At 61.8% G+C, this 15,184-nt stretch carries 14 protein-coding genes; 5 read left to right on the top strand and 9 right to left on the bottom strand.

Annotated features, from left to right (window positions below; genetic code table 11):
* Positions 1–4 precede the first annotated feature (4 nt).
* Positions 5–673 (bottom strand): PAAR domain-containing protein, encoded by a 669-nt coding sequence (locus tag U5782_RS20290; RefSeq protein WP_322045664.1) that lies wholly within the window; start codon positions 671–673, stop codon positions 5–7.
* A 295-nt stretch (positions 674–968) separates the two neighbouring features.
* On the opposite strand from U5782_RS20290, the gene U5782_RS20285 reads away from it, so the two are divergent.
* Together U5782_RS20285 and U5782_RS20280 are read left to right on the top strand one after the other, a co-directional pair.
* Positions 969–1,217 carry a hypothetical protein gene (locus U5782_RS20285; protein ID WP_322045663.1) on the top strand — a complete coding sequence of 83 codons (249 nt, stop codon included), beginning with the start codon at positions 969–971 and terminating at the stop codon, positions 1,215–1,217.
* 19 nt (positions 1,218–1,236) lie between these two features.
* The gene (locus U5782_RS20280; RefSeq protein ID WP_322045662.1) at positions 1,237–1,722 is read left to right on the top strand and encodes a hypothetical protein; all 486 of its coding nucleotides are present in this window, start codon (positions 1,237–1,239) and stop codon (positions 1,720–1,722) included.
* On the opposite strand, the gene U5782_RS20275 is transcribed toward U5782_RS20280, so the two are convergent.
* Complete coding sequence (locus U5782_RS20275; protein WP_322045661.1) at positions 1,665–3,866, bottom strand: TonB-dependent receptor; 2,202 nt, start codon at positions 3,864–3,866, stop codon at positions 1,665–1,667. The genes U5782_RS20280 and U5782_RS20275 overlap by 58 nt on opposite strands.
* 717 nt (positions 3,867–4,583) lie before the next feature.
* On the opposite strand from U5782_RS20275, the gene U5782_RS20270 reads away from it, so the two are divergent.
* The 3 genes from U5782_RS20270 (at position 4,584) to U5782_RS20260 (ending at position 7,322) form a co-directional block, all read left to right on the top strand.
* Positions 4,584–5,720 carry a porin gene (locus tag U5782_RS20270; RefSeq protein ID WP_322045660.1) on the top strand — a complete coding sequence of 379 codons (1,137 nt, stop codon included), beginning with the start codon at positions 4,584–4,586 and terminating at the stop codon, positions 5,718–5,720.
* Between the two features lie 174 nt (positions 5,721–5,894).
* Positions 5,895–6,854, top strand: coding sequence for a helix-turn-helix transcriptional regulator (locus U5782_RS20265; protein WP_322045710.1), 960 nt, complete (start codon positions 5,895–5,897; stop codon positions 6,852–6,854).
* A gap of 168 nt (positions 6,855–7,022) precedes the next feature.
* Positions 7,023–7,322 carry a hypothetical protein gene (locus U5782_RS20260; protein ID WP_322045659.1) on the top strand — a complete coding sequence of 100 codons (300 nt, stop codon included), beginning with the start codon at positions 7,023–7,025 and terminating at the stop codon, positions 7,320–7,322.
* Between the two features lie 86 nt (positions 7,323–7,408).
* Here U5782_RS20260 and U5782_RS20255 read toward each other — a convergent pair whose 3' ends face one another.
* The 7 genes from U5782_RS20255 to U5782_RS20225 form a co-directional block, all read right to left on the bottom strand.
* Entirely contained in the window at positions 7,409–8,536 is a 1,128-nt protein-coding gene (locus U5782_RS20255) for a porin (RefSeq protein ID WP_322045658.1), read from the bottom strand.
* Between the two features lie 185 nt (positions 8,537–8,721).
* Positions 8,722–9,426, bottom strand: coding sequence for a response regulator (locus U5782_RS20250; RefSeq protein ID WP_322045657.1), 705 nt, complete (start codon positions 9,424–9,426; stop codon positions 8,722–8,724).
* A 9-nt stretch (positions 9,427–9,435) separates the two neighbouring features.
* Complete coding sequence (locus tag U5782_RS20245) at positions 9,436–10,818, bottom strand: sensor histidine kinase (RefSeq protein WP_322045656.1); 1,383 nt, start codon at positions 10,816–10,818, stop codon at positions 9,436–9,438.
* Between the two features lie 90 nt (positions 10,819–10,908).
* A complete protein-coding gene (locus tag U5782_RS20240; protein WP_322045655.1) occupies positions 10,909–11,769 on the bottom strand; it encodes an ABC transporter permease in 861 nt (286 codons plus the stop codon).
* A 25-nt stretch (positions 11,770–11,794) separates the two neighbouring features.
* Entirely contained in the window at positions 11,795–12,604 is an 810-nt protein-coding gene (locus tag U5782_RS20235; protein WP_322045654.1) for an ABC transporter ATP-binding protein, read from the bottom strand.
* Positions 12,605–12,686: 82 nt separating this feature from the next.
* The gene (locus U5782_RS20230; protein ID WP_322045709.1) at positions 12,687–13,682 is read right to left on the bottom strand and encodes an ABC transporter substrate-binding protein; all 996 of its coding nucleotides are present in this window, start codon (positions 13,680–13,682) and stop codon (positions 12,687–12,689) included.
* Positions 13,683–14,005: 323 nt separating this feature from the next.
* Positions 14,006–15,154 carry a branched-chain amino acid ABC transporter substrate-binding protein gene (locus U5782_RS20225; protein ID WP_322045653.1) on the bottom strand — a complete coding sequence of 383 codons (1,149 nt, stop codon included), beginning with the start codon at positions 15,152–15,154 and terminating at the stop codon, positions 14,006–14,008.
* Positions 15,155–15,184: the final 30 nt, after the last annotated feature.

Here is a 15,184-nt window from a genome sequence, read left to right as displayed (position 1 = left end):
TCCCTTACTGGCGCGTCAAGACGTTGCCGTGTTGGTCGACCGGAACAAGGCTCGTGCAAGTGGTTAAATCGCGATGCGGGCTATCGTTGATGGTGTCGCCGTTATCCAGAAGGCTGCCTACGGCCCCAAACGCATAGTCTGGTTTTCCGGGTAGGCCAATCCCGGTTATGATTCGCGCCCGCGAGCCGTCTGCATATTCCACGAAGTCACCGATACGCGCGGCGGTGTGTCGATCTCCGACACGATAGTTACCCGTAATTGATTTGAGTACGCCGCCGCGCAGCGTAGTCGCACCTTTAACGGCGAATCGATGTCGCAATTCGCGCGGCGGTGGTGGGACGTAATCCGCGTCGAATAGCCCTTCGATCGTTTCGCCATCGGCCACGAAAATACCTTCCGCTTCCCAGATCGTCGAAATAATGCGATCGCCGTTGCTTATCGAACTGCCGACGAGGGCGACGGGACGGTTATTGACCGTCATGGCAAACCCGGCGCCGTCCATAATCACCGCTTCGCTTCCGTCGCTGTATGTCACGACGTCACCGACGCGCGCAATTGCCAGGCCGCAATAGGCGCTTGGGGAACCCGTCGTTACGCATCCGCCGCGCTCCGTGCGAGCACCGATCGTTGCGAATGCATGCATCTTGCCTTTGCGTTTCTGCTGATCCGACATTGTTCAAGCTCCTTGAGTCAATGAACACGGCCGGTCCGACACTGCAACCGGCCACGCGCAGCGTGTTCACGCTGCTAACTTCTCAGTGAACTGCGAACGGGATTTAGGCGGTATCAGATTTAACTGAATTTATGGGTTCAAACGTAAGCGACTGGCCGGAAAGATTTCCCATCAAATCATTTCGCATCGCAGACAAGCCCGGCAGCGGACCTGCTCGACGCGCTACGGCGTGCCGTCGAACGCGGCGGTATGTCGTCGCTGGGCGTGCTGCATCCGCGTGCCGTCTGGATCGACGTTGACGGGCACCGATGCCACGGCACAGGCGGGGCGGCGCCAGCTCGATCGCCTCACGCCGCGCACGCTCAAATGCTCATGCGGTGCGCGCTGCTGCGCGGGTAGTTATCCCAATCCAGAAATTGAAATGGCGATCGGCGAAGCGCTCGCGCACCTCGCGCCGCTGCTCGCGGGCTATGCAGCGAATGAACGCCTGCACTGTGCGATCGTCGCCAATACCTTGAAACGCACGCAAGAAAAGCGCGGTTAGCCTTGCGGCACGTTGCGCAGTGAACGGCCATACCGTCGCGGCCCACGTCACGATTATCGAAAATGATCTGATCGGCAACCCGCGCGTAGCGGGCCGCCTTGATCGCGCGAGCGCGCGCATTGATGCCCTTTTGCGTGAGGCGGGCATCGTGGCGGATGATCCGCGCGCGGATGGCACTACGCCCACCGCGAATGGCTCACACGCCGCCGATGAAGCGCTCCAGCAATGCCATGCGCGCGCGTTAGCGGGCCTGGATTGGTCGTTGCAGGGCGAGGCCGAAACGAAGGCGTTATCGGCCCTGTTGTCGCGGCACGAGGCGCAATTGACGCGCCACGAGGCGATCTATCACGAGACCGCGAGACTGGCCGCACGCGATGCGGCAGCGGCCGATTGGAATGTGCCGCCCGATCCAGCGCCATATTGCGGATCTGCGGCGGCACAGGCGCATCAAAAGTCCGTCGTGACCGAGAACCAGGCCGTGCGCGGTTCGGCTTGCGTCAGATAACCGCCCAGCGCGGACGACCAGTACGAACGATTCGCGAGGTTCGTCACCATCACGTTGAAGCTCGTATCGTGCTTGAGGACCTGCGTCTTGTAGCGCGCGCCCACGTCAAAGCGCGTCCACGACGGGATTTTCTGCGTATTCGCCGTGTTCAGATACTGCGAGCTGGTCCAGATCGCGCGGCCCATCAGCGTGAGGCCGTGCACCTGCGGCACGTCGTATTCGAGGTTCGCGTTGAGCGTCCATGCCGGCACGCCAACCGGGCGATTGCCGTCCTGCGAACTGTCGCCGGTATCCATGAGCTTCGCATCGATATACGATGCGCCGCCGATCAGACGCAGGCCCTTGACGGGTTCGCCATACATCGAGAACTCGACGCCACGGTGACGCTGCACGCCGTCCGTCTCGTATATATTCGTGACGCTATTCGTATAGGCAACCTGCTGCTTGATCTGGTAGACCGCGAGCGCTGCGCCGTAATGGTTCGCGTCGTATTTGACGCCGGCTTCGTACTGCTTTGCGCGGAACGGCGCCATCACCTGGCCGGCATTGGCTGCGGTGTCGGGCGCGGTGCCGCCTTCGACCAGACTTTCCGCGCGGTTCGCGTAGATCGACAGGTTTGGCTGAAGCTTGTAGACGAGGCCCAGAATCGGCGTCGTGGCCGACTCGTTGTACGGCGAGTACTCCGATTCGGTCCCGTAGTTGTAGTTGTTTTCGACAATGTTCTGATGGCGCGCGCCGACCGTAAACAGCAGGCGGTTCTGGAAGAAGCCGAGCGTGTCCGAGACAACGAAGCTGCGCATCAGGGTCGAACTCGTCAGGCCCGGATCGTCGAAGCTGCCGCCGCTATACGAGGCGGAAGGGAACGCAACCACCTGCGTATTGGTCAGGGTCGTCGGGAAATAGCCGCTCATGTCATACGCGCCATACTCCGCGACGCGATTGATCTGCCAGCCCGCGTTGACCTGATTCGAAACTGGACCCAGGTCGAACTTGCCGCGCACGCCCAGTTGCGCCGAGATCGCGTTTTCCTTGAGCGTGTCGCCCATGCGATACGCTTCGGCGGCGCCCTCATCGTAGGTGATCGTCGAGTACTCGCCGAGTTCGGTCGTGTGGCGCGAGCCCACGCCCGCGTAAGCGGTCCAGTTCGGCGCGAGATCGTACTCGCCGCGCAGCATGCCCACCGTGTCTTCCTGCTTCGAATACGTCCACGGTTGCGCGTAGTTGTAGCTCGCCGACGGCGTCGACGGCATGTCGTCGCCATCCACGAACACGCCCGAACGCCCGCCCGTGATGTTGTTCTTTTGATAAAGAAAGTCTGCGTAAAGACGCAGCTTGTCGCCGCGATAGTCGAGCGAAATCGCGGTCTGCTGCGAATGGTTGTCCTGGTTCTGAACCGCCGTGCTGCCGCCCACCACGGTTTGATTCACGCGAATGCCGAACTGGTCGTTCTCGCCAAAGCGGCGGCCCACATCCACATGCGTGCCGAGTTCGCCCGACGCGCTGCCTTCGACCGTCACACGTGCGATGGGTTTATCGTCGGCAACCTTGGTCTGCACGTTGATCGTGCCGCCCACGCCCGTACCGCCGGGTGCCGCGCCATTCACGAACGCGCTGGCGCCCTTGAAGATATCCACGCGCTCGATCGCACCGGTGTCCACCATCTGACGCGGCGTGAGGCCATAGAAGCCATCGAGGCCCACGTCGTCGGAATAGACCTGGAAGCCGCGAATGATGTACGTCTGCGAGAAGTTGGCATAGCCGAGCGCCGTGCGCACGGCCGGATCGTTCTGCACGACGTCGGCGATGGTCTGGGCCTGCTGGTCCTGGATCAGTTTCGACGTATAGCTCGTGACCGAGAACGGCACGTCGATCATCTTCTGCTTGCCAAGCACGCCGATCGACGCGCCGCTCGCCACCTGCCCGCCCGCATAGGCCGGGGCGAGATCGCCTGGCAGTGCTTCACGCTGCGCCTTCACGCTCACGGTGGGCAGCACCGACTGCGGTTTGGTGGTGTCCGTGGCGGTGGTGTCGCTCGTGGCGTCCGCGGCGCTTGCCTGCACGGAAAAGCCCGCGAGCGCGAGGGCCGCAGCGGCGAGCGGCGCAAGGCGGAAAGCCTGTGCCGGTGAGAGAGTGGTTCGGTTCATTGATCGGTATCCGCGGCGTGATGGCGGGTCGGTTGACCCAATATGCATCGAAGGCCGCGATGATATCCGTAAATGCGAATGATTCCACTTCCCATTCACAAAGTTCCGGGGAACAAGTAACAGCGAGTAAGGATTCGGCACGCCACGACCGTCTCCTGAGGCGATGCGTTACAACGCTCTCGCCTTGCCGGATAAGGCGCCGCGCAAATTCGTGCCCGTGCCTGGCTGTAAACCGGCGTAAAAAAAGCCGTCGAAATGACGATGTTGTGTGTTGCGTCTCGTTCACACCACACGCCGCAACATCGCCAGATTTCTTTCATTCACCTTTAATTGCGCACGCAACTTGCAAGCACCGGTTCGGCTCGAATGAACTCGTCTTGATTGTCGAAATCACTCCATTACGCTACCGAAAATTTCCGATTCTTAATAACGCGCATTTCCTCTCTCTATTTCCAATCTGATCATCGAGTGTTTCTCTAAATTACGAATTTCACATGCGAAACAGGATCAATTTCTTATTCGATCCACGCTCACAACGCCCCTTCTTTTACGGCACATTTCCATCAACCGCGAACATTCCGTAATAAGACAGATTAGGAAATATATTCAACCGCATGATTCGTCGCGCTGATGCCACAAGCGCGAAAAATCATTGCCGATATCGCGCTATGCTCCGCCTCGCTCGCATCGAGCGAATAAAAAACTAATGGAGTAACGATGAAAAAGATTTCCCTTTGCGCTCTCGCTATCGCCGCAGCGTCGTTTGCCAGCGCCGCGCAAGCACAGAGCACGGTCACGCTGTACGGTTTGATCGACGCGGGTGTCGCCTATAGCAGCAACGCAGGCGGCGCACACCAGTTCGCCGCCATGAGCGGCGCGCTTAACGGCAGCCGCTGGGGCCTGAAAGGTGAGGAAGACCTGGGCGGCGGTCTCAAGGCGATCTTCGTGCTCGAAAGCGGCTTCAGCGTCATGACGGGCGCACTCGGGCAGAACACCCGCGAATTCGGCCGTCAGGCCTTCGTCGGCCTGTCTAGCAACCAGTACGGCTCGTTCACGCTTGGCCGCCAGTACGACAGCGTGGTCGACTATCTCGGCCCGCTCGCACTCAACGGCACGCAATACGGCGGCACGATCGCCTCGCACCCGTACGACAACGACAACCTGAACAACTCTTTCCGTATCAGCAACTCGGTCAAGTTCCAGAGCGTCGATTACAACGGCTTCAAGTTCGGCGGCCTCTATGGCTTTTCGAACGAAGCCGGCGGCTTCTCCGACAACCGCGCTTATAGCCTCGGCGCATCGTACGCATTCGGCGGCCTGAAGTTCGCAGCGGGTTACCTCCAACTCAACGGCGAAGGTTCGAGCAACACGAGCGGCGCGGTCAGCACTGATTCGACCTTCACGGCGGGCCGTCAGCGCACGTATGGCGCGGGCGTGAACTACGCGTTCGGCGCGGCCAACCTCGGCTTTGTCTTCACGCAGACACAACTGAGCGACGCCTCGATGATCAGCACGTCCAGGTCGGGCACGTCCAGTGGCATTGCACTCGACGGCAGCGCACGCTTCACCAACTTCGAAGTCAATGCGCGTTACAACCTGACGCCGGCGCTCACGGTTTCGGGCGCGTACACCTACACGGATGCGAGCCTCAAGGGCGTGAAGCCGAAGTACAACCAGCTCACGCTGCAGACGGATTACCTGCTCTCGAAGCGCACCGACGTGTACGCCGAAGCCGCGTATCAGCACGTCAGCGACACGGGCAATTCGGGCATCGGCGCGGATATCTCGGGCTTCTCGGCGTCGTCGTCGAGCTCGCAGGTCGTCGGCACGGTTGGCATTCGCCACCGTTTCTGATCGGCTCGGGTCGAGTCGTGAATAAAGCCCATGCGAACGGTGGCGCCACCGTCCATCGGGCTTGAGGAAGTGGCCGCTTCACGTGGCACGATGTGACGTGACGGCTGCGATTGACCGCTCTGGTTGCGAACGCAACCAGAGCGTGCTGGATGCAAGAGACGGAATGCTAGCGGGATGCAAGCGGAAAAGGATGTAAACGGATACCACGTCGTGCTCATCCCACACGACGACAAGGCGGTCATCGGCACGCGCGCACGCGAACGACGTCTGCGCTTGAAGCAAACGCCAACCGAGACGGCGCGCAGGCTCGGCGTAGCGCCGCAAACGCTCAGACGCTGGGAGAACGGTGGCGTATCGGCAAAGATGTGGCAGCACAAGCTGAACGCCTGGGCGGCTGCCTTGAATACCTCACCGGCCTGGCTGCTGGACGGCGTCACGACCGTGGTTCAGCAAGCGACGCATCGTGCGCCACCCTACGCGGCCGATCGCTCGCCCGATAGCGTCGCGCTGACACCGCAACAGCGCATTGAAATCGGCGAACACGCGGCCGCACGACGACGCGGCCTCGGCATGTCGTTCATCCAGGTCGCAGCAGCAGTTGGGACGCGCTGGCAAACGATTCAAAACTGGGAAACGGGCAAGCTGCCGCGCCACGTCGATGCGTCGTCGTTTGCAGCGTGGGAAGAAGCCTTGTCGGTGCCGCACGGTTGGCTCAAGCGTGGCCAAGGCGCTGCCGCTGCGGCAGATCGAAACGGCTCGATCGAAGTGCGATTCCCCGCCGATGATTTTTATGAAGCTGTGCGAACGATTGGAATCGTACTCGCCAAACCCGCCTTCGATCCGTTCTGGCATTCCACCGCGCTCGACGCGAAGCAAAGCCGGTTAGCAACCCTCTTCGCGCGTCGTTTCGGCGATGCACAAAACCCGTTGAGCGACATGCGCACGATTGCCGCCGATTTCCAGATCTCACGACGGCACGCCACACAACTGGTCGACGCGATGTGTGTACGCGCCGCACGTTATGTTTTTGTGGTGTCGATGAATACATCTGGCCATTCTCAGGAAACGCGGTTTATCGTGGATTCAGCGCGGGGCGTGGCGGTGATGAATGGGCCTTCTTCATCCGTTGAATGACATAGCCCAGGCGGGGATTCGCTAAACAAGGCGGATCGGCGAACGAGCGCTTTATTCATACATTCGAATCCTTGAGTTCGGCGCAAGAGTCATTTTCCGAATTCGCGCTAGCGCGACGGCGCGGGCTGATCGAATATGGAAGCCCCTCAATCAGCTCAGGAGCGTGTCATGAAGATCACCCCACTCTGCACCGCATTCGCCTGTGCCGCCGCGCTCTGGAGCACAGGTAGCTTTGCTGCGCCGCCGCTTTCTTCTTACGAAACGGCCATCCATCTATCAAGCGGAAAAGACCTGATTTGCGGCGTCAATCAGGCCGCACCTGCCGGCGCTTCGGTCGCGCTGACGCCTGGCGAACAAGCGCAGGCCGACGTGCTGGCGACGCAGCGTCTGCGCCTCGTGAGCGGACCGTCGTCGCCTTATCCGTCTGATTACACGGCGCCGACCGTAGCCTGCGCGAGCGCGGGTTGAAACCCGACTGATAGAGGGCCGACTAATCGCCTCCCGCGCACGACGGCGCACGCCGGCGACCGCCCTCTATCGAGCGCATACGACACTCAGAAGCGCGTGCGTACGCCGGTCGTCACTTCGACCTGATTGGTCGCGCCATAGGTCGTGCTCACCGTATAACCGCCGTGCAGTTTCATGAAGTCGCCCGCCAGATACACTTCGGTGCGCTTCGAAAGGTGATAGAACACCGAGCCGTAGAGCGTTTCCTTGAAGCCGTTGTGCAGACCGCTGGTCGGGTCGAATGCGCCGATGTTGGCGTTCGGAATATCGCCGCCCGCGTTATAGGCGGCGTTGTGCGTGCGCATCTGCTGATAGCCCAGTTCGTAATCGAACGCACCCTTCGGCACGAGCTTGAACGACACGGTCCACGCATTATCCTGGCGCTGACCCAGCGCGCCCTGGTTGCCCCAATAACGGAAGTAGCCCGCATTGGCGCGCACGATACCGAGCGAATAGTTACCGCCCACCGAGAATGCCTGATTCGTGAAGCCGTCGCGATTCACGTGGCTATAGAAAGTCGACGCGGTATACGTCGGGCCGTTGTAGCCCAGCGCGAATTGATAATTTGCGTTATTGCCGAAACTCGTCGAATTGCCAAACGCGTAACCGGCGCTCGCGAAGATGCCATTGTCGAACACCTTCTTCCACGCGACCCCGTTGTCGTAGCGTGTGCCGGTCGCACTCGCCGCGTAGAAAATCATCTGCTTGAAGTTGTTGGCGTTGGTCCAGCCGCCCTCTTCCGTCGTCAGCTTGGCGTTGCCGTACGGGTCGCCGTAGATCGCGGACGCATCGCGCGCGATGGTGTTCTGGAAACCGGCCGTGAACTTGCCGAAGCGCTCGTCGTCCAGACCCACCCACGCGTCGCGGTCGAAGAGTTGGCCCGGGTCTTCCATCTGCCCGTCGCTCACGCGGTATTCGCTTTCGAGCCGGAAGATCACCTTCGTGCCGCCGCCCAGGTCTTCCGCCCCCTTCACGCCCCAGCGGCTGCCGCTGAACCACGGCTCGCCGCCGATGCCCATCCCGACCACGTGATTGCCATTGGCGTCCGCGTGCGACTGGTACGTCGGCACGCTCAGATCGAGGAGGCCATAGAGCTGAACGCTCGACTGTGCGTGCGCGCCGCTCGCGGCCAATACGCCGGCCGCCACGGTGAATGCGAGATGTTTTTTCTTCAAGATTGTCTCCTCAGAGTGCTGCGTTCAAATTCTGATGGTTCCGTTGCCGCCTTCTAGTCCGTCGGCTTCGATCTGCGCCGGTCTGTCAGCGTGCAACGGATGAGACGAATCCTAGTGGGGTGAATCCTTCGCGCTCCTTTCGCGAATCATTGGCATCACTAAGTGCATTCACCAATGCCCGATCACTACGCACCTTGCATGGCAACGTGCTCGTGCGTGGCGGTTTCCTTCGCCCGCAGGATATAGCCGAGCCCACGCAACGTCATGATCTGCGCGCTCGACTCCGCAAGATGCTTGCGCAGGCGGTGAATATAGATGTCGATGGCGTCCGCGCTCGGCTCGTCGTTCAGGCTGAAGATGCGTTCCATCAGTACATGCTTGGACACCGTCTTGCCCTGTTGCAGCATGAGCGCCTCCAGGATCGAATGTTCGCGGCGGCGCAGGCTCAAGGTCGCGTCGTTGTGACGAAACTCGCGCGTGTCCGAGACATAGTGCAGATCGCCGCATGTGAGGCAGCCCGACTTCTCGCCCGTTTGCCGCCGTATCAGCGCCTTGATGCGCGCAACCAGTTCGCGGCTGTCGAAGGGCTTCACCACATAGTCGTCGGCGCCTGCGCTGAAACAGGCCACCTTGTCGTCGATCGAACCATGCGCGGTGAGCATGAGGACCGGCACGTTGTCGCGCCGCCTTCGCAAGCGGTTGAGCACGTCCTTGCCGCTCATGCGCGGCAAGCGCATATCGAGCAGCACGACGTCGTAGCGCTGCGTGAGCAGCACCGAGTCCGCCGATTCGCCATCGGTCACGGCATCCACGGCGAATTGCTCCGCGCGCAGCAAGTTGACGATCCAGTGCGCCAGTTCGGCGTTATCTTCCACCAGCAGCAGTTTCATAGGGTTTCCTCACTCGCGCCAAACTGGCAGACGCACGGTCACGACGAGCCCCACGCGCCCTGCACCCGGCGCGAGGGCAACCGAGCCGCCGTGCGAGCGCGCGACCTGATGCACGATGGCCAGTCCAAGCCCCGTGCCGTCCGTATCCGCCGACACGCGGTAAAAGCGTTCGAATACATGCGCACGCGCTTCGGCCGGAATGCCCGGCCCATTGTCGATGACCTGAAGCACCGCCTCATCGCCTTCGCGTTTGCACAGCGCGGTCACACTGCCGCCCCGTTGCGTATAGCGTATGGCGTTGTCGATCAGATTCGATGCCAGCGAGGCGATGAGTCCCGCGTTGCCCGCCACGCTCACGCGTTCGTCGAGTTCCGCGCCCAGGTCGATATCGCGATGCTGCGCAGCCTGAATCAGTTCTTCCAGCACAGAGGACAGCACCGCAGCCAGCGGCACGCGCGTCGCCACGGCGGGCGTCGCCATCGACTCGGCCTGCGCAAGCAGCAGCAACTGACTCGTCAATTCCGCCATCTTCTGACTGGTTCGGCGCACGCCGCTCAGTGCCGCGAACAGCGCCGGGTCGCGCGCGTCGCATTGGCTCGCGAACTGGGTTTGCGTCGCGAGCAGCGTGAGCGGCGTGCGCAGTTGATGCGCGGCGTCGGCAATGAATTGGCGCTGCGTCGATGCGTGCACCTTGAGGCGCGCGATGCACTGGTTGATCGCATCGACGATCGGCCGTAATTCCGATGGCAAATGCGCGGGACGTATGGGTTCGAGTTGCGTCGGCTCGCGGTCGGCCACGTCGTCTTTCAGCTTGATCAGCGGACGCAGTTCGAGCGTAAGACCGAGCGGCACCAGCAGCATGACGAGCGCGAGCATCAAGCCCTGCCGCAAGAGTTGCGGCCGCCAGAGGCTATCGATCATCGCCTGGCGCGAGGCCATCGTCTTGCCCACGATCACCGTCACGCGCTCCGCTCGCCCCGAATCGTAGAGCAGTCGCTCATAGGCCACCGCGCGGATCGGCATGCCCGCATAGGTGCTGTCGTAAAACGCGGGCAACGCCCGGCCCGCAGGCGGCGCCGCGAGATCCGGCGCGCCGATCAATAGTCGTCCTTCGGATCGACCGCCACCGGCCAGCACCTTGTAAAACACCTGGTCCTGGTAAGGCGACTCGAATAGCTCCAGCGCCGCGGGCGGCACCGTGGCGATAAGCGCGCCGTTCTCCCAATCCACATCTTCGATGATGGTGCGCGCCGACGCGAGCAGCGCACTGTCCTGCAACAAATCCGCGGTCTGCCGCGCGGCGTCGTACGACACGCCGCCCGCCACCAGCACGAACGCCGCGAGCGGCAGCAACAGCCACAACAGCAAACGCGCACGCAGGCTATGCACCATGTCACGCCCTCCAGTACAAAGCCGTCCCGCAGCGTATGCGGGACGGCAATGGGGTTACTTCTATCGTCTTCACTCACGCCCCAATGGCGTTCAGAACGCAGCGGGCCGCCATTTGAGCAAACGCTTTTCGACTGCGCTCAACAGATAGTCGGTCGAGAGCGCGACCACCGCGAGCACGATCATCGCCGCGAATACGCCGCTCGCATTGAAGGCGCCTTGCGCCGTCGAGATCAGCAAGCCGATGCCCTGCTTCGAGCCAAGGAATTCGCCCACCACCGCGCCCACCAGTGCAAAGCCAAAGCTCACATGCAGGCTCGCGAGAATCCACGAAAGCGCCGAGGGAATCACCACCGAGGTCGTCACCTGGCGGCGCGACGCGCCGAGTATCTGCGCGTTGGCGATCATGTAGCGATCCGCTTCGCGCACGCCCTGGAACGCGTTGCCGAACACCACGAAGAACACCATGACGACCGCCAGCGCCACCTTCGACGCCATGCCAAGACCCAACGCAATCACGAACACCGAACCGAGCACCACACGCGGAATCGAATTGGCGACCTTGATATAGATGCTGAACACGTCGGAGAGCAGCTTGTTGCGACCGAGCAGCACGCCGCACACCACGCCGCCCGCCGCGCCAATCAGAAAGCCCAGCACGGTTTCTTCGAGCGTGACCCACACCTGTAGCAGCAACGGCCCTTGCGACGTGCCGTTCTGAAACCAGTCGACGATCTGCAAAAAGATCAGCGAAGGCATCGAAAAGAAGAACGGGTCGATCCACTTGTTGCGCCCTGCGAGTTCCCAGCCGCCGAGCACCGCCACGAGCACGAGCACGCGCAAGCCGATCACGAGCGCATGACGCTGGCGTATGCGGCGTTGCGCGAGGCGTTCGATCTGCGCGAGCGAATGACCGTCGATGGCGGCACGGGAAGACGGGGTGGACGATGTCATGGATGGTTTCCGGAGTTCAAGCGTGTCAGGCAATTTGCACCTCCTCGCGCAGGTCGTGCCAGATGTCACGCGAGATTTCGATAAAGCGCGGTTCGTAACGAATTTCCGAGGTGATGCGCGGGCGCGGCAGGTCGATTTCATAGACCTTCTTGAGCGTCGCGGGCCGGGCCGTCAGCACGAACACACGGTCGGCGAGCGCGATCGCTTCTTCCAGATCGTGCGTGACGAACACCACCGATCCCGTGCCGCCCCACAGTTGCAGCAGTTCGTCCTGCATCAGCGTGCGGGTCTGCATGTCGAGCGCGGAAAACGGTTCGTCCATCAACAGGATTTCGGGCCGGTTGATAAAAGTTTGTGCGAGCGCCACGCGCTTGCGCATGCCGCCCGAAAGCTGATGCGGATAGTGCTTGCCGAACTTGTCGAGTCCCACACGTCGCAGCCAGTCGTTCGCCTCGTCGTAAGCCGCGCTTTTCGAGCGTCCGCGAAAGAGCGGGCCCGCCGCGACGTTGTCGAGCACGGAGCGCCACGGAAACACGGCATCGGCCTGAAACACGAAGCCAATGCGCGGATCGATGCCGTCCACCGGCGCGCCCATCACACGCACTTCGCCCGAAGTGGGTTTGAGCAGGCCGGTGATCATGCTGAGCGTGGTGGACTTGCCGCAACCGGTGGGACCGACGATCGCGACGAATTCGCCTTGCGCGACGGCCATGCTGAAATCGCGCAGGGCGACGGTGGCCTTGCCGTCCGGCGCGATGAACCGGCACGACACCGAGCGGAACTCGATCGCCGGGGTGGCCGTGGGAGTGGGAGTCGGGGCTGGAGCTTGCTTCATCAAAGGCATCTCACGATAAATCAGGCGCCGCGAAGGGCGCCAAAGCCGCGCGACGCGAAGGCGTCGCGCAGCATCGACGGCTTCACTTGACGCTGACGAACTCGTTCGTCCAGGTCCTCGCGAGGTCCACGTGCTTGCCCTTGACCGAAGGGTTGAAGCTCGACAGCACTTTCAGCACGGTAGCGGGACCGTCGGCGGGCATCTTGCCGTCCGCCGTGTACATCGGCAGCGACGCCTTCAGCGCGCTCACATAGAGCGTTTTGTCCTTCTGATAATCGTCGGGCATCTTCGCGGCGATTTCGTCCGCGCTGTGTGTATGGATGAACTGCATCGTGCGCACGAATGCATGCGCGAGTTTCGCGGCCTGCGCCTTGTGCTGCGCCGCCCACGCATCCTGCACGTAGAGGCTCGCCGCCGGATAGGTGCCGCCGAGCGCGGCGCGCGTGCCGTCGACGGTGCGCATGTCGACGAGCACCTTCGCGTCGCCGGACTTCTGTAGCGCGGAAACCGTCGGCTCGGTGGTCATGCCCGCGTCGATACGGCCCTGCTTGACGGCGGCGATGAAGCTCGCGTCGGCGCCCACCGGCAGCATGGTGTAGTCGGTCGACGCAATGCCGTGCTGGCCCGCGAGATATTGCGTGAGAAAGCTGGTCGACGAACCCAGCCCGGTTACGCCAAGCGTCTTGCCCTTGACGTCGGCCATCGACTTGAGCGTATCGGCGGATTTCGACGACACCATTTCCACTTCGCCGGGCACCTGACCGAACACGACAATTGATTTGACATCCTTACCTTTTGTCTGGAGGTCGATGGTGTGATCGTAGAAACCCACCACGCCTTGCACCGCGCCCGCGAGCAATTCGTTTTCAGCATCGACACCAGCCGGTTGCGAGAGCAGTTCGACGTCCAGCCCCTCATCCTTGAAATAGCCGAGCTGTTCCGTGAGGCGCGCCGGCAGATAGATGAGCTTGGTGATGCCGCCAACCATGATGGTGATCTTGTTGGCGTCGTCCGCCGCACGGGCTTGCGGGGCCGCCATGCCGACCAGCAGACCGGTAGCGAGCGCAAGCGCGGGCATGCGGCGGCGCAATGCGCGAGAAGTGGGTTGCATCGACTGTCTCCATTATTGTCGGCCAGCGGCACGATGCTGCCGGCGCTCGATTAATGGGCGAATTCTAGGGCCGCAAACCCTTCTCGATGCTTTCGCAGAGGCACTGGAAATATGGGGGATTTCCATGAGCCGACAGATTCTTCGTTGCTTTTCTCGCTTGAATAAAAGTCGTTGCTATTCATGAAAAGAAAAAGCTTGTTCGCGGCGCACGAACAAGCTTAGGTAAAGCTTAAAAATCGGCTGGACTGTAAAAAATAGCGCGCGCCGTGCGCACCCTGCGCGTCATGCTGCTAGACGCCGCTGCCTCCCACCGTGCGCTGGCTCTTCCACTGCCCTTGCTGCACTTCAAAAAGCGTATAAGGCGGCTTGATCAGATCGCCATGTGGATCGAACGAGATGCTGCCCGTCACGCCCGTGACCGTCACTTTCGGAAGGCTCGCGACGATCTTCGCGCGATCGAGCGAGTTCGCGCTCTGGATTGCCTTGATCATGGCCAGCGCGGCGTCGTAGGCGAACGGCGCATACAGTTCGACATCCTGATTGAATCGCGCCTTGTAACGCTTGGCGAACGCCTGCGCCGACGGCAGCTTGTCGAGCGCCGGTCCCGGTTCGAGATCGCGCGTGCCCTCGCCTGCGCTGCCCGCCACTTGCAGGAACGCGTTGCTCTTGAGCGCGCCAGCCCCAAAGAGGCGGGCCTGCAAGCCCAGCGAGCGCATCTGCTTGACGAGCAACGCCCCCTGCTCGTCCAGGCCGCCGAAGAAGATCAGGTCGACGTTCTTCTCCTTGAGCGACGTGAGAATGGCGCGAAAATCCACCGCCTTGTCGTTGGTGAACTCGCGATCGACGAGATTGCCGCCCGCGTCCTTCACGCCCTTCTGGAACGCGTCGGCGAGCCCCTGACCGAACGCCGTGCGATCGTCGATAATGCCGATCCGCTTCGCCTTGAGCTGTTCCACCGCGAAGCGCCCGGCAATCACGCCGCCAATGCCGTCATTGCCCATCGTGCGAAACACGTTCGTAAAGCCCTGCTGCGTGAGCGCGGGATTCGTCGATCCGGGCGTGATCATTGCCACGTTGGCATTGTGATAGACCGCCGACGCAGGAATGCTGCAACCCGAGTTGTAATGGCCGATCACGCCGACAACCCCATCGTCGACCAGCTTCTGCGCCACCTGGATCGCCACACGCGGGTCGGCCTGATCGTCCTGCACATCGAGCACGTATTTGACTGGCTTGCCGTCGATCGTCGGATGCCGCGCGTTTTCCTCGTCCAGCGCGAGTTGCGCGCCGTATTGCAGGTCCTTGCCGACCCGTGCCACCGGGCCGGTCAATGGTCCGGCGAAGCCGATCTTGACGATCTCGGGCTCGGCGCCAAACGCGGGCGCGCAGGCGCCCACGACCCCGAGGGCCAGCGCGATTACCAGGTTGCGGCGGTTCATGATGTGGGTCCTCTGCAGACTGCGGTGGTG

This window comes from Paraburkholderia sp. J67 (assembly GCF_905220265.1).
GTDB lineage: Bacteria > Pseudomonadota > Gammaproteobacteria > Burkholderiales > Burkholderiaceae > Paraburkholderia.
This window is presented reverse-complemented; position numbering and strand designations above follow the sequence as displayed.

Coding starts and splice junctions, on each gene's coding strand:
- U5782_RS20250 (WP_322045657.1), bottom strand. CDS start 9,426: ATGAAACTGCTGCTGGTGGAAGATAACGCCGAACTGGCGCACTGGATC.
- U5782_RS20265 (WP_322045710.1), top strand. CDS start 5,895: ATGCAAGCGGAAAAGGATGTAAACGGATACCACGTCGTGCTCATCCCA.
- U5782_RS20270 (WP_322045660.1), top strand. CDS start 4,584: ATGAAAAAGATTTCCCTTTGCGCTCTCGCTATCGCCGCAGCGTCGTTT.
- U5782_RS20260 (WP_322045659.1), top strand. CDS start 7,023: ATGAAGATCACCCCACTCTGCACCGCATTCGCCTGTGCCGCCGCGCTC.
- U5782_RS20235 (WP_322045654.1), bottom strand. CDS start 12,604: ATGAAGCAAGCTCCAGCCCCGACTCCCACTCCCACGGCCACCCCGGCG.
- U5782_RS20275 (WP_322045661.1), bottom strand. CDS start 3,866: ATGAACCGAACCACTCTCTCACCGGCACAGGCTTTCCGCCTTGCGCCG.
- U5782_RS20225 (WP_322045653.1), bottom strand. CDS start 15,154: ATGAACCGCCGCAACCTGGTAATCGCGCTGGCCCTCGGGGTCGTGGGC.
- U5782_RS20240 (WP_322045655.1), bottom strand. CDS start 11,769: ATGACATCGTCCACCCCGTCTTCCCGTGCCGCCATCGACGGTCATTCG.
- U5782_RS20245 (WP_322045656.1), bottom strand. CDS start 10,818: ATGGTGCATAGCCTGCGTGCGCGTTTGCTGTTGTGGCTGTTGCTGCCG.
- U5782_RS20290 (WP_322045664.1), bottom strand. CDS start 673: ATGTCGGATCAGCAGAAACGCAAAGGCAAGATGCATGCATTCGCAACG.
- U5782_RS20230 (WP_322045709.1), bottom strand. CDS start 13,682: ATGCCCGCGCTTGCGCTCGCTACCGGTCTGCTGGTCGGCATGGCGGCC.